The sequence below is a fragment of the Acinetobacter sp. CFCC 10889 genome (assembly GCF_003268395.1).
Classification (GTDB): domain Bacteria; phylum Pseudomonadota; class Gammaproteobacteria; order Pseudomonadales; family Moraxellaceae; genus Acinetobacter.
On the sequence record NZ_LQXQ01000038.1, the window covers coordinates 1 to 14,750 of the forward strand.

The 14,750-nt window shown below is 38.7% G+C and carries 13 protein-coding genes and 1 pseudogene; 6 read left to right on the top strand and 8 right to left on the bottom strand.

Annotated elements, in window-relative coordinates; genetic code table 11:
* On the bottom strand, nt 1–879 hold an 879-nt coding region (locus AVJ19_RS14070; protein ID WP_111860338.1), incomplete at its 3' end, for an MFS transporter.
* A gap of 139 nt (nt 880–1,018) precedes the next feature.
* Complete coding sequence (gene trhA, locus AVJ19_RS14075; RefSeq protein WP_111860305.1) at nt 1,019–1,660, bottom strand: PAQR family membrane homeostasis protein TrhA; 642 nt, start codon at nt 1,658–1,660, stop codon at nt 1,019–1,021.
* Nucleotides 1,661–1,760: 100 nt separating this feature from the next.
* On the opposite strand from trhA, the gene AVJ19_RS14080 reads away from it, so the two are divergent.
* A complete protein-coding gene (locus AVJ19_RS14080; RefSeq protein WP_111860306.1) occupies nt 1,761–2,975 on the top strand; it encodes a class I SAM-dependent methyltransferase in 1,215 nt (404 codons plus the stop codon).
* Between the two features lie 65 nt (nt 2,976–3,040).
* Here the strand turns inward: AVJ19_RS14080 and AVJ19_RS14085 are convergent, their stop codons facing one another.
* Nucleotides 3,041–3,748, bottom strand: a complete 708-nt coding sequence (locus tag AVJ19_RS14085) for a hypothetical protein (protein WP_111860307.1) — start codon at nt 3,746–3,748, stop codon at nt 3,041–3,043.
* A gap of 179 nt (nt 3,749–3,927) precedes the next feature.
* Between AVJ19_RS14085 and AVJ19_RS14090 the strand changes: the two genes are divergently transcribed.
* The 3 genes from AVJ19_RS14090 to AVJ19_RS14100 are packed head-to-tail and all read left to right on the top strand — an operon-like array spanning nt 3,928 to nt 5,906.
* Nucleotides 3,928–4,353 (top strand): GNAT family N-acetyltransferase, encoded by a 426-nt coding sequence (locus AVJ19_RS14090; RefSeq protein ID WP_111860308.1) that lies wholly within the window; start codon nt 3,928–3,930, stop codon nt 4,351–4,353.
* 40 nt (nt 4,354–4,393) lie between these two features.
* Nucleotides 4,394–5,188, top strand: coding sequence for a hypothetical protein (locus AVJ19_RS14095; RefSeq protein ID WP_111860309.1), 795 nt, complete (start codon nt 4,394–4,396; stop codon nt 5,186–5,188).
* A gap of 25 nt (nt 5,189–5,213) precedes the next feature.
* Nucleotides 5,214–5,906: an HAD family hydrolase gene (locus AVJ19_RS14100; protein WP_111860310.1), complete on the top strand. Its 693-nt coding sequence runs from the start codon at nt 5,214–5,216 to the stop codon at nt 5,904–5,906.
* A gap of 187 nt (nt 5,907–6,093) precedes the next feature.
* Here the strand turns inward: AVJ19_RS14100 and AVJ19_RS22885 are convergent.
* From AVJ19_RS22885 to AVJ19_RS14125, 5 genes and pseudogenes are all read right to left on the bottom strand, one after another.
* Nucleotides 6,094–6,238 (bottom strand): annotated as a pseudogene (locus tag AVJ19_RS22885) (hypothetical protein); the annotation flags it as partial.
* A gap of 184 nt (nt 6,239–6,422) precedes the next feature.
* On the bottom strand, nt 6,423–8,555 hold the full coding sequence (locus tag AVJ19_RS14110) for a 3-hydroxyacyl-CoA dehydrogenase NAD-binding domain-containing protein (RefSeq protein WP_111860311.1): 2,133 nt from the start codon (nt 8,553–8,555) through the stop codon (nt 6,423–6,425).
* Nucleotides 8,556–8,566: 11 nt separating this feature from the next.
* The gene (locus tag AVJ19_RS14115; protein ID WP_111860312.1) at nt 8,567–9,772 is read right to left on the bottom strand and encodes an acetyl-CoA C-acetyltransferase; all 1,206 of its coding nucleotides are present in this window, start codon (nt 9,770–9,772) and stop codon (nt 8,567–8,569) included.
* A 245-nt stretch (nt 9,773–10,017) separates the two neighbouring features.
* Complete coding sequence (locus AVJ19_RS14120) at nt 10,018–10,533, bottom strand: GNAT family N-acetyltransferase (RefSeq protein ID WP_111860313.1); 516 nt, start codon at nt 10,531–10,533, stop codon at nt 10,018–10,020.
* 116 nt (nt 10,534–10,649) lie between these two features.
* The gene (locus AVJ19_RS14125) at nt 10,650–11,660 is read right to left on the bottom strand and encodes an AraC family transcriptional regulator (RefSeq protein ID WP_111860314.1); all 1,011 of its coding nucleotides are present in this window, start codon (nt 11,658–11,660) and stop codon (nt 10,650–10,652) included.
* 211 nt (nt 11,661–11,871) lie between these two features.
* On the opposite strand from AVJ19_RS14125, the gene AVJ19_RS14130 reads away from it, so the two are divergent.
* Nucleotides 11,872–12,990: a CaiB/BaiF CoA transferase family protein gene (locus AVJ19_RS14130; RefSeq protein WP_111860315.1), complete on the top strand. Its 1,119-nt coding sequence runs from the start codon at nt 11,872–11,874 to the stop codon at nt 12,988–12,990.
* A gap of 366 nt (nt 12,991–13,356) precedes the next feature.
* Nucleotides 13,357–14,610: a carbohydrate porin gene (locus AVJ19_RS14135; protein WP_111860316.1), complete on the top strand. Its 1,254-nt coding sequence runs from the start codon at nt 13,357–13,359 to the stop codon at nt 14,608–14,610.
* Nucleotides 14,611–14,750: the final 140 nt, after the last annotated feature.

Sequence of the window (14,750 nt, forward strand, 5' to 3'; positions counted from 1 at the left end):
ATACACCACCAGCAATTGAAGTTCTAAGAATTCTGCACGTGAATAACCGAGTTTTGTGGTACCCCAGTTTAATGCAAATACTGTGGTTAAATAGAACACAACAAAGGTACAAATCGCAGCGATTGTTCCTAAAATGAGCATTCCCCAGTGTTTGGTTAACACTTCTTTAAATGGAATATTCACTTCTTTTTGTTTGTTTAACACTTTTTGGAACGCAGGTGTTTCATGCAATTTCAAGCGAATCCATAAGCCTACGATGACCAAAGCAGCACTGGCAATAAATGGAATACGCCAACCCCATTGCATAAACTCCGCTTCAGACATGAAAGCGCCAAGTGTTAAGAATGAACCTGTGGCAAGAATAAAACCAATCGGTGCGCCAAGTTGAGGGAACATGCCATACCATGCACGTTTGCCTTCAGGGGCATTTTCAGTGGCAAGCAGTACTGCACCAGACCATTCACCGCCAAGCCCAAGCCCTTGACCTAAGCGACAAAGTGCCAGTAATAGTGGTGCGATGATTCCAATTTGATGATAAGTCGGTAGTAAACCGATACAGACCGTTGAAATCCCCATGGTAAGGAGTGCTGCAACCAATGTGGCTTTACGACCAATACGGTCGCCTAAATGTCCAAATAATGCAGCACCAATTGGTCGTGCAATAAAGGCAATGGCAAAAGTCGCAAGAGACTGAATGGTTGCCGTAGTCGGATCTGTACTCGCAGGGAAGAACAGATGAGGGAAGATGATGACTGCTGCTGTTGCATAGATATAAAAATCAAAAAACTCGATGGTTGTACCTACGAGACTCGCAAAAAGTACACGTGTTTTTGAATTTGTCTGAACTTCGTCAGTCAGAGTCGTATTTGATGACGCCATGGTGAACCTTACACTTTTAAAAGTAAAAACTAGTTTTCTAAAGCGTAATCTTTTTAAAAAAGGCGTAATTTCTTAAAAAAACAACGAGATCAATCCAAATGCATTCGATCAGGGTCACTGATATATGAATGTTTAAGGATCAAATGACGTAAAGATAGATGGCGAAGAAATGTGATCCTGCCCCGATCAAAACAAAAATATGCCAAATAGCATGGGTATATCTTACTCTTTTTAAGGCATAAAACAATGTACCAATCGTATATGCAAGCCCACCGATGACTAATAATTTCAATGCACCACTACTTAGAAACCTTTGCATATCATCCATTACAAGTACAGCAAGCCAACCCATGACCAAATAAGCAATCAGAGAAATCTTTTGAAAACGATGAATGAAAACTAACTTGAAAAGTGTACCAATCGCAGCGATGACCCATAGTGCAAGCAGTAAATAATGTGCTTTGGCAGTTGGAATCGCAATTGCGAGAAACGGAGTATAGGTGCCTGCGATTAGATAATAAATCGCCATATGATCAAGTTTTTTAAACCACTGACGCTTTCTTTCATCGACAGAAAAATGGTAAATCGCAGAACTCGAAAATAACAATACCATGCTGAGACCATACACAACCAAGCCAAAAAACTGCCAAGTAGGTAAATAACTGCCTTTGATCAACATAAAAATAGTGGCAATCGCAGCCAATACAGCACCAATCGCATGACTGATGGCATTAATGCGTTCTTCTTGTGGTGCATAGACCTGAATCAAGTTTGAATTCATCTGTGTCATTTTCTTAAAAATACAACTGTATCGTAATGGAGTTTTACCTTTAAAGTAAGAACATTTAAAATGACAACTTGTATCAATATGAGTTTGTACTATGTCACAGGTGGCTTCGATGTCCGAGCAGGAACAACAATTTATCAATGCTGTACAGCAAGCCATTGAAACACAAAGTTTTGAGCGTTTAATCTTGAGTCAATACAAAGGCGAACTTGAACAGCTTGAAAAAATGACCTTTCGAGTTATTTCGCTACAAAATCAAACCATGATGAGCTGTTTATATCGTTATAAAACCCAAGATGTTACTAAAAATTATCCTATGGATGACTGCTTTGAGGTGATGCAACAACTTTTTATGCAGTGTAAACAAGCCAATTTATTTAGCCATGAACAAGAAATTCAACTGAAAAAAAATAAAAAGAAAGCCTTACTCAGCTATAGCAAAGTAGCACCACAGAAATCAAATCTGAATGAGCAGCATGATCGGGTAAAACAACGTTATGTTGAGCAAGAGAGTTATTTTTTACAGCCGTTGGGCATTACGGATGCCAAAGCGCAAATCATTCCAAGCATGGCAAGAAAATGGAAACAGATTAATAAATTTGTGGAAATATTTTCAGGTGCTTTAGAGAAAATTGAGCAACCGAAACAGGCATTGCACGTGGTGGACTTCGGTTCAGGTAAAGGTTATCTAACTTTTGCACTATACGATTATTTAGCAAAGCATAAAGTACAGCCTCAAGTGACAGGGGTTGAACTGAATCCGAAAATGGTGGAATTTTGCCAAAAAGTCGCAACACAATCTGATTTTCAACATTTAGACTTTTTTCAAGGCGATGTACGTACTTATGCGCCTGAAAAGTTGGATGTGATGATTGCACTACATGCCTGTGATGTGGCAACCGATTTTGCGATTCATACAGGCATTCGTTTGAATGCACAGATGATTATGTGTGCGCCATGTTGCCATAAAGAGCTACGTCCACAGCTTAAAAGTCCAACAGTACTTGCACCAATGTTGCAATTTGGCATTCATGCAGGGCAACAAGCGGAAATGCTGACGGATACGATTCGTGCTTTATTGCTCAATGCCTATGGCTATGACACCAAAGTGTTTGAGTTTGTAGCATTGGAACATACCAGTAAAAATAAAATGATTTTGGCGACCAAACGTAAAAACTTTACGACACCTGATGAGCAAGTTTTGGCACAAATTGCAGCATTAAAACAAATGTATGGCATTCAACAACATTCTTTAGAATTATTGCTTAATGATCAATGGGATCAACAAGATATTGGTTGTAAATGTTAAGGTGATTAAAAAAAGATGCTTGGTGATGAGCATCTTTTTTGTTGTAGTTGGTTAAATACTCAATATTATTTGGCTGAATTTTCTTCCGCTAATTCTTCTTGTGTTGTTCCCATTATTTTGTTGGTCACGCTTGTTGGAAAATAGGCATTATCATCAAGTTCAGGCTGTAAAATATCTAAATCTTTATCGACATGGATTAAAAGATTGGTTGCAAATTTTTGTTTTGGTGCTGAACTGAGCTGATCAATCATCATATTTAAGGCTCTTGCAAAAAAAGCAGCATCACTTTCATTTTTTGCTTTGGTTGGCTCTTGGAGTGAATTGACATCAAGTATTGGTATTTGGCAAATGAGAGGGAACTGGTAACTGGTTTTTGTCGGTTGTGACATTTTTCCTGTCAGTTGGCAGCTTGTGTATGCATCTATTTGTATTTTGAATTGTTTTTCAAAAACGGGTTGTACCAATTTTAAATCATTTCCTTTAAATTGTTCTTTTAACGTATTCATAAGCGCAATTTTAGGATCTACAGATATAGCCTCAGGATTACTTTTGAGATTTTCCTCATAGCTTTTTCGAGCATCTTCTTCAGTTAAATTATGGATTAAAGCCCCATATTTAATAACTTTGTCTTTGGTATAGCCTGAAAATAAATTTATCGTTTGCTGCGCAAGCATTTTTGCACGCTCTGCTTCAGTGGGTGCAGCTTGGGAAAATGTACTGATGGATAAAGTCATTGCAAGCAAGGCATATTTGAAATGAGCATGAATTTTCATAGTTGTCATCTTTTGGTTTGTTGTATAGATCAATGAGAAATAAAGTGATTTGAAAAGATTCAAATTTAAGATTTAAAGCAGCACTAATTTAAGCAATTTAATCGTGAATAAAAAGTAGATTTAAGTTAAAGCTGTTTTACACTATTTAAAATTGAATATAAGGTAAAAAAGGAAACGTGATGTCAGCATATACAATGCGTAGCGATCGTTGGAATGTTTTAGAAGCAGATGCCAAAACAGTACGTACAGCAGTATTTATTCAAGAGCAAAACATTGCTGAACATGATGAATGGGATGCAGAGGACGCAAAGTCATTACATTTCGTGATGTATGATCAAAATCGAGCAATTGCAACAGCACGTTTACTGGAAAATAACAGTATTGGGCGGGTGGCTGTGCTAAAAAATTATCGAGGACAGGGCATTGGTCAACAACTGATGCAGCAGATCATTGCGGTTGCAGCGACAGAACAAAGAGACTTTTTAAAACTGTCAGCACAGGTACATGCAATTGGTTTTTATGAAAATTTAGGTTTTTCAGTTGAAGGTGAAAGCTATCTAGATTGTGGCATTCCCCATGTTGATATGCAGATGTATGACTTATAAATTTTTGTAGCATTTTATCAAAATAAGAAAAGGAAAAGATATGAATGGAATTTTAAAAGCACTGAGTTTTTTACCATTACTTGGTCTCAGCGGTTGTTTAATGACAACAGGTGCAATGAATAGTCTTGATGATAAATATAAAGAAAAAACCATATTTACCGATCAAATTATTGCAGTAGGGATGAATAAACTGCCATTAAAGGACTATCCAAATGCAGTCATTGCCGTTGGTCAAAAGTTTAGTTATATCACGCAAAGTGTAGACACGGATGGACAGGGAAAGCCGATCGCCGTGAATGATAAGTTAATTAAGTTGGTACAAGGGTTGAACATGGGACAGTTGTATATTCGCCCTACACCAGCACAATTGACCTATTTATTGGAAAGTGATGAATTTCAGACCCAGAAAAAATATAACAGCACAACATGGGATATTCGAGTTGCAGATGATGTCAGTATCAAAAATGTCTCACAGTTTAGTACGATGGTAGCATTTGCGTATTCTAAAGAAACCGCAAAGATTACAGCCGCAGAAAATAAACTGATGAGAGAGTTAGACATGAACTGTGAGCAAAATGCTTATGGGATCAGTGAGTGTACAGGTCGTATGAGCTTAAACCTGACGATTGCACCTGAAATCAAGAATATTCAATCATTAAATTATCAGTTAAAAGCTCCGATCACCATGAATATTGTGAGTGATCATTATTCTGCAAGTAAAGTCGTTGGTCAGTATCTATTGGTTCCTGTGGCGGTGGTTTTAGATATCGTGACATTGCCTGTACAAATGGCAGTTTGCTCAGTAGCTTGGTGTAATTCAAAGGGTTTTATATAAATAAAGGCTTGAAAAGGTAAAACCTATGACAATAAAAGCCATTCTTTTTGATTTAGATCAGACTTTATTGGATCGAACAGATTCACTTAGACATTTTTTAAATTGGCAGGTGAATTTTTTCCAACTCGTTGCTCAGTCACAAAAAGCTGATTTTATTGAAAAATTCATACAACTCGATGCCAATGGCTCAGTGTGGAAAGATGTCGTTTATCGTCAATTAATTCAAGATTTTGCCATTAAGAATTATAGCGAACAGTTCCTTTTGCAATCCTATATACAGGATTTTAATAAGTTTTGTCGCAGCTTTGGACATGTGGAAAGTGCAATTTTAAGATTGCATCAAGCAGGCTATTTGTTAGGTTTAATTTCAAATGGTAAAACGCCATTTCAAGAACATAATTTTCAGGCTTTAGGTTTAGCAGAATATTTTTCGATTGTGTTGGTGTCTGAGGCGGTTGCTTTGCGTAAACCTGATGCGGCTATTTTTCAATTGGCGTGTGAAAAACTCAAGGTACAGACTCAACACTGTATTTTTATTGGTGATAATGAAAATGCAGATATTCAAGGTGCAAAAGCTGTGGGTATGAAAAGCATTTTTTTCAATCCCGATACACAGACTTGTTCACAACATGCTGATGCAAATTTACATGACTATGCAGATGTATGGGACATGATACAAAAATTACAAGAAAAAGGTTTTACATCTAAAGCGATATAAAACCTAAGTAATGATAACCATTAATGTGAGTGATGTTCGCTTGTTTCATCATGCTGCATATTTTTCATTTCAGCATCAGACATATGATGTGATGTTGTTGCAGCTTGATTTTTTTGTTCAGCATTTGCTAAAGCTTCTTGTGACATCACAGGCGAATTTTTAAATGAGGTTTGATTGGTTTCCTGCTGTTTACTAGGCATATAGTCAGGTTCATTTTGTATTGCGAGGTAGAAAATGATGAGAAAAAGCGCACTTAAAATAAAAGCGATGAGTAAGCCTTTCCAACCTTTCTTTTCATCAGCAGATTTTTGAGACTCAACAGCATTTGACATGGGAGTATTCCAAATTGAAAAAATGAGAATCTATGTAATGTTATAACACAAAAACAAAAAATATCCGATTTTTTCATATAAAAGTCTTAATAAAATTATGGTTATTTAAGGTACAAAATACATATTTAAAAAAAAGAGAAGAGGCACATTTGCCTCTTCTCTTTCAATGGATTGATGCTAAAAATCAGTCAATTTTTCCGCTTGCAACTTTGTCTTTGAGCAATTGTGGTGCTTTGAAACGCTCACCATATTTGGCTTCGAGTTCATTGGCACGTGCTAAAGCTTTGTCCAAACCATATTGATTTAAGAACTGAATTGCTCCACCTGTCCACGGTGCAAAACCAATCCCAAAGATCGAACCGATATTGGCATCGACCACAGACTCAAGGACATTTTCTTCATAACAACGTAAAGTGTCGAGTGACTGAACAAAGAGGATACGGTCAATCATTTCCTGTTCAGAAATATCGACATCCTGTTTCCAATGACTCAAACCATCCCAAAGATGCTTTTTGCCACCTTCTGGATAATCATAGAAACCTGAACCTGCCGCTTTACCTTTACGACCAAACTCATGAATCATGGTTTTCAGCACATCTTCCGATGGAGAATGCGGCAAGTCTTTACCTTCTGCTTGCAGCGCCTTACGGGTTTCATTGGTCACATGCTCAGACAAAGTTAATGCAACTTCATCCTGAATTGCCAATGGACCTACAGGCATACCTGCTTTAAGTGCTGCCATTTCGATACGTGCAGGGTGTACGCCTTCCGCAAGTAAACGTAGACCTTCATTCACAAAGGTACCGAATACACGGCTGGTGAAGAAACCACGGCTGTCATTCACCACAATTGGTGTTTTACCAATTTGCTGAACATAATCGTAGGCTTTGGCTAAAGTTTCAGCTGACGTGTTTTGTCCTTTGATGATTTCAACTAAAGGCATTTTGTCGACAGGACTAAAGAAGTGTAAACCGATAAAGTTTTTGTCGTCTTTAGAGGCTTTTGCTAAACCTGTGATTGGCAATGTCGAAGTATTTGATGCAAATACACCACCATCAGCAAGGAATGCTTCTGCTTCTTGGGTGACTTTGGCTTTGAGTTCCTGATTTTCAAAGACCGCTTCAATAATCAGATCACAGCCTTGTAGATCAGATGCATCAGCCGTTGCAGTGATTAAGCTTAACACTTGATCACGTTTCTCAGCCGTCATACGCCCTTGAGACACTTTTTTGTCCAAAAGTTTTTGGCTATATGCTTTGCCTTTTTCTGCATTTTCAACAGAAACATCTTTCAGAACAACAGCAATCCCTTTAGAAGCAGTTGAATAAGCAATACCTGCACCCATCATACCTGCGCCCAATACACCGACCTTAGTTGCTTGCCATTTTGCGACATCTTTCGGACGGCTTGCACCCGCTTTAATCGCATTCAGTCCATGCCAGAATGTCCCGATCATGTTTTTCGCCACTTGCCCTGTTGCAAGATAAGTGAAATAGCGTGATTCAATGGTCAGTGCTGTATCAACATCAACCTGAGCGCCTTCAACCGCAGCAGCCATAATCGCTTCAGGCGCAGGATAGCAACCTTTGGTCTTATCACGCAGCATTGCAGGAGCAATCGCAAGAATCTGAGCCACCGCAGGGGTTTTCGGATCACCACCTGGAATTTTATAACCTTTCACATCAAATGGTTGTTGTGATTTCGGATTAGCTTTGACCCATGCAATTGATTTTTCCATCAATTCGTCAATTGAGTCAGCCGTGTCATGGATTAGACCTAAAGATTTGGCTTTATCAACACCGAACTGCTTACCTTCCATCAGGAATGGGAATGCGTTTTGTAAGCCCAACAGGCGTACCATTCGCACGATCCCGCCACCGCCTGGCAGTAAACCTAGAGTCACTTCAGGTAAACCAAATTTAGACTTTGGATCATTTAAGGCAATACGTGCATGACAGCCGAGAGCAATTTCCCAACCACCGCCAAGCGCTGTACCGTTCAATGCTGCAACCACAGGCACACCTAAAGTTTCGATGTAACGCAGTTCTTTTTTCATCAGCTCAACGATTGCCATGAATTCTTTGGCATCTTCAGGGCGAGCCTGAATTAAGTCATCCAAATCACCGCCTGCGAAGAAAGTCTTTTTCGCTGAACGGAAAATAACGCCTGTTACACCTGAATCCGCTTTAAATTTTTCGACTGTTTCAGTCAGTGCCTTTTGGAAATCGGCATTCATAGTGTTTGCAGATTGGTTTGGAGAATCCATAGTCAGAATAACAATGCCATCCGCATTTTTTTCATATTGAATTGCGCTCATTCTTATTCTCCTTATACCAACTCAATAATGGTCGCAATACCCATGCCACCACCTACACACAATGTCGCTAAACCACGTTTTTTGCCTTGACGCTCAAGTTCATCAAGCAAAGTACCTAAAATCATTGCACCTGTTGCGCCCAATGGATGACCCATGGCAATCGAGCCGCCATTTACATTGACTTTTTCCACAGGAACATTTAATTCATTAATGAAACGCATTACCACAGAAGCAAAGGCTTCATTGACTTCAAACAGGTCAATATCATCAATCGTTAAGCCTGCTTTAGCTAAAGCTTTACGTGCAGCAGGTGCAGGACCTGTCAACATGATTGTAGGGTCTGTTCCTACAAGTGCTGTTGCTAAAACTTTGGCACGTGGTTTTAAACCTTGTTCTTTGACTGCTTTTTCTGAAGCAAGCAGTACCACCGCAGCACCATCCACAATACCTGATGAGTTCCCTGCATGATGCACGTGATTGATCTTTTGCGCTTCAGGATATTGTTGAAGAGCAACCGCATCAAAGCCCATGCCCCCCATCATTTCAAAACTTGGATTAAGTTTTGCCAAGCCTTCAGCAGTTGTCGTTGGTTTGATAAATTCATCTTTATCTAAAATTATTACGCCTGCTTTGTCTTTTACAGCCACGATGGATTTATCAAAATGACCTGCCGCTTGTGCAGCAGCTGCTTTACGCTGTGAATTTGCAGCAAATTCATCCACATCGGAACGCGTATAACCATCCAGAGTTGCGATAAGATCCGCGCCAATGCCTTGTGGGACAAAGTTGGATTTTAAGTTGGTTTCAGGATCAAGCGCCCACGGTCCACCATCTGAACCCATCGGGATACGTGACATAGACTCTACGCCACCAGCAACAACCACGTCTTCCCAGCCTGAACGGACTTTTTGCGCAGCCATGTTCACAGCTTCTAGACCAGATGCACAGAAACGGTTGATCTGCACACCAGCAACATCATTGTCCCAACCTGCAGCAATCGCAGCAGTTTTGGCAATATCACCACCTTGGTCTGCAATCGGGGTCACACAGCCCAGTACGATGTCGTCTACTTTAGAGGTATCTAAATTGTGACGATCTTTTAATTCATTGAGTAATGTAGTGAGTAAGGTAATTGGTTTGACACTGTACAGTGAACCATCTTTCTTTCCTTTTCCGCGTGGTGTGCGAATGGCATCAATGATGTAAGCCTCGCTCATAGCTGTTCCTTCTTATGACTTCTAAAATTGTTATGTGACTTTGAGTGTACTTTATAAAGTTTAGAGTTCAATGACGAGAACGAAACAGTTCAATGATATTTTTTGTCAATTCGTTATTGAACTCATTTTAGCATTTGTAAAATAAATCAAAATCTTATGAATTTTGTTTGAAGTTATATTTGGTAGAAATAGCAAATCGCTCATTTATGTTGCAATTTTTTAACCATTTTCATCTGGTTTTACAATCAAGATAAGATGAATTGCATTGCACAACGACTGTCACCAACAAAACCATGCTCAACTTCATTGTTTATTTTTTGTTTTAAATAAGGTTTTAAATTTTGCGGATTTAACAGTTCAAAGCCTAATTTTTCATAAAATGGACGATTCCAAGCCACATCTGTAAATGTGGTCAATGTCACTGCTTGAAAACCTTGTTGTTTGGCAAAATCAATCATATATGTCATGAGCTGACGACCAATGCCTTGTTGTTGATATTCAGCAGCAACATCCAGTTCAATGATATATAAATCCTGCGCTTGCTTTTCGGCATATAAAAAGCCAATCACTTGATTTTGTACATTCACAGCAACAAAAGCATCATGATTTTGAATCAAATCTAAATGTTGATCACTTGACATGACCGCACTTTCGGCAAGCCATTTTAACTGTGGAATTTGAGTAAAGGCTTGATTGGCAGAGTATTCAATTTCTATCAACAGAGGAATGTCTGAGGGGAATGTTTTACGAATTTTCAGCATAAGTATTATTTCAATATTAAAAGTACGATTTTATAGAGTGCATAGATGACATCCATTTTTTTGATAAAAAAAGCCCAAGCTATACTTGGGCGGAGGTAAAACTGAATATTTAAAAATCAGTGATAACCATGTAACTGACGATATAAACCTGGTGTGACACCTGTCCACTTTTTAAATGCACGATGGAATGTACTGGTTTCACTGAAGCCAACTTGTTGTGCGACATCTTCTAAGGTTAAATCTGGATTGAGCAACAAGTGAATGGCTGCATCACGGCGTAAAGCATCTTTTACACCTTGATAGCTCTTGCCTTCAGCTGCCAAACGACGGCGCAAAGTTTGTGGCGATAAATACAACATTGAAGCAACATCATTCAAAGTTGGCATTTCTTCACCAATCTGACTCTTTAATACTTCACGAATACGAGAGGTGAGCGAGTTAGTATTTTTGAATTTAACCAATAACTGTGCAGGTGCAGCTTTTAAGAATTCTTCTAGGCTGGCTTCATCTTGACGAATGGGTAGGTCTAAATAATCTGCTGCAAAGGTAATCTCTGTGCGTGGCATGTCAAATTGCATCACAGGCGCAAAGAACAATGCATCATACTCATCTGCATGATTTGGGCGTGGATAAGCAAAATGTACACGTTCTAGAGGAATACGGCGTTCGATTAACCAAGAGGCTAAACCATGCCAAATCATCAACATACTTTCAGTAATGAAATGATCAGGATCCATGGTTTTTGGAATGAGCGGAACTAGGCGCGCTTCATGCTTATCACGTTCAACCGCAACAGACCATTCATCACCAAACAATTTATAAAATTGTGATGACAACTCTAAGGCATCACCTAAGGTTTTTGCATGAATGATCAATTGGCACATGATGGCAAAAGAACCCAAACGACGAGGCTGAATATCAAAACCGACATGTTCATCTTGGGTGACCATCCAGAGCATTTTCACAAAACGAGTGTATTGCTCAGGTGAAATTCTCGCTTTGGGTTGGCGCAGTAACTCTGCTTCAATTCCGACATGTGACAGTAATGTTTCGACATCCATGCCTAGGCGTTTTACACCTGTGAGCGCTGCATTCACGAAATGGATACTGATCGTATCACGACTCATGTTAAATCCTTCTGATTCTTTGATGTTCACTAGCGATTGACCTAATACACTCTAAAAAATGTTGGATTGGCGATTTACAACAGTGTGAATTGCCTTTTTACATCTTAAATTGCCGAAATGATCAAGGTAAATGGCTGAACATGACATTGTTATGTTAGTTTTATATTTCTAATATAGATTAAAAATCAACATAAAAATGGTAAATATCATTATGACAAGTGCATTAAATGGATTGAAAGTACTCGATTTTTCCACATTATTACCAGGACCATTTGCCACCATGTATCTGGCAGATATGGGTGCAGAAGTGATTCATGTCGAATCGCCAACACGTCCTGACTTAGTACGTTTATTTCCACCTTATGCCAATGGGCAAGCAACTTCACATAGTTATTTAAATCGAAATAAACAATCGGTAGCACTTGATCTTAAAGACCCTAAAAATATTGAATTGATTAAACAAAAAATTTCTGAATTTGACATTGTTGTTGAGCAATTTCGCCCAGGGGTGATGCAACGCCTCGGTTTGGATTATCAAACTTTGGCAGAAATTAACCCGAAATTGATTTATTGCTCGATCACAGGTTATGGACAAACAGGATCGTATAAAGATAAAGCAGGACATGACATTAACTATGTGTCTTTGTCTGGTATTGCGGGGCATAGTGGTCGTCAAGACAGCGGTCCGCCGCCAATGGGGATCCAAATCGCCGATGTTGCTGGTGGTTCTTTACATGCTGTGATTGGAATTTTGGCGGCAGTGACAGAACGCCATACAAGTGGTTTGGGACAATATATTGATATTTCCATGACCGATTGTGTGGTGGGGTTAAATAATATGGCGGCTGCGGCAAGTTTGGCAGGTGGTCAGCAGCAAAAAGTTGAAAATGAGCAGCTCAACGGTGGCACTTTCTATGACTATTATCGTACTCAAGATGGGCGTTATATTTCAGTTGGAAGTTTAGAGCCACAATTTATGAGTGGTTTGGCAGCAACCTTGGAGTTACCGATTATTTTACAAAAAGGAGCTTCTTTTGATGCAGAAGACCGTCAAGCGGTAAAAGCTGCCATTCAAGAAAAAATCCTCAGTAAAACATGGGCAGAATGGAATGAAATCTTTGGACAATTGGATTTTTGTGTAGAGCCAGTGCTGAGTTTGGATGAGGCTTTAAGTTCACCTTTGGCACAACAGCGTAACTGGGTGGTTGAAGTACCATTGAAAGCCAATGCTGAGCAAACAGAGGTGCAATTGGCATGTCCGATTAAATTTTCACGTTCGCAAATGCGTTATGACTATATTGGTCAAGAGTTGGGTGAAGGGCAGTGGTAAGCGTAATATCTGCTTAAAAAATACTCAGATAAATAAAATTACAAAGCGAGTATTTTGTTAACAAATTAGATGATTTGTAAATAAAAAATCAAGTAATCTTTAAGGAAACGAGGAGATTACTTTTTTTTATGGGTAAATTTTTCAAAATTAAAATAAGTAATAAAAACATATAAATGTTGTTTTTCTAAAAGAATTTGAAATTCAATTTATCAATATTTAAGTGCTTATTTGTTTATAGTAAAGTTTCATTTAGTGATAATTTGTAATTTTATTTGTGGTTGTTGTGGTTAAATTAATTATCACTTTGTAGCAAAATGAGAGTATTATGCATAATTAGTTACAGTTTTGTTATAAAGGTCACTGAATATGAAAAAAACGCGTGATTGTTTATATTGGGCTGTGAGCCTTTTATCTTTAAGTAGTGTTTTTCAATCTGTTTATGCAGCTGATGCCTTTGATGCAAATAGCCAATGGATGTTTGGCGATTGGAATGGAAAACGAACGCAACTACAGCAACAAGGCTATGATTTTAGCTTGGGTTATACAGGTGAAATGGCGACTTTGCTGCATGCTAAACATGCTTCAAGTCATGGTACCGAATATGCTGATCAATTTGCCATTGGCGCACATCTCGATTTAGAAAAAATCTTAGGCTGGCAAGATACCGAAGCACAAATTACCGTTACAGAGCGTAATGGTCGTTCACTTTCACAAACATCTGATGCTTTGGCAGGGCATTTAAGTTCAAGCCAAGAAGTTTGGGGGCGTGAGCAAACATGGCGTTTGACTGATTTTTGGATCAAAAAGAAATTTTTAGATCAAAAGTTAGATATTAAAGTGGGGCGTTTTGGTGAAGGTGAAGATTTCAACAGTTTTGACTGTGACTTTCAGAATCTTGCATTGTGTGGTTCACAAGTCGGTAACTGGGTGGGTGATCAATGGTACAACTGGCCTGTCAGTCAGTTGGCAGCACGGGTTAAATATAATTTACAACCTGAGCTTTATGCGCAAGTTGGGGTTTATGAATATAACCCTGAAAATCTAGAGCGTGGCAAAGGCTTTAACCTCAGTACTGATGGTTCACATGGTGCAATTATTCCTGCCGAAGTGGTATGGACACCGAAAGTTGGTGCACAAAAACTCGATGGTGAATATCGTGCTGGTTATTACTACAGTACAGCTGATGCGCAAGAAATTAACCATCCTGAGCAAACATCACATAAACAAGGTATGTGGATTGTGGCGAAGCAACAAATCACTGCTCATCAAGATGACAAAAATCGTGGTTTAACTGGTTTTGTCAATGTCACTGTACATGACTCAGACACCAACACTGTAGGCAATATGCAAAATATTGGTCTTGTTTATAAAGGTGCTTTGGATGCTCGTCCTAAAGATGAAATTGCGTTTGGTTTAGCTCGAATCAGTATCAATGATGATGTGAATGATCATCAACAACGTCCACAAAATGAAGAATATGATGCTGAAATTTATTACGGCATTCATGCAGCCGATTGGCTGACCATCCGCCCGAACGTTCAATATATTCGCCATGTGGGTGCGTATAAGAATGGTGAAAATGCGTGGGTGGGTGGCATTAAGTTACAAACAGCATTCTAGTTTTTAGATTGTGAATACTTATGGATCAAATGTTAGGTGATTGGCATTTGATTTTTCTTGAATGATTTTAGGTATTTTAAATCTAGAAACTCATTAATGAACACCATAATTCTTGAGAAAGATGTATGGAACACATTTAA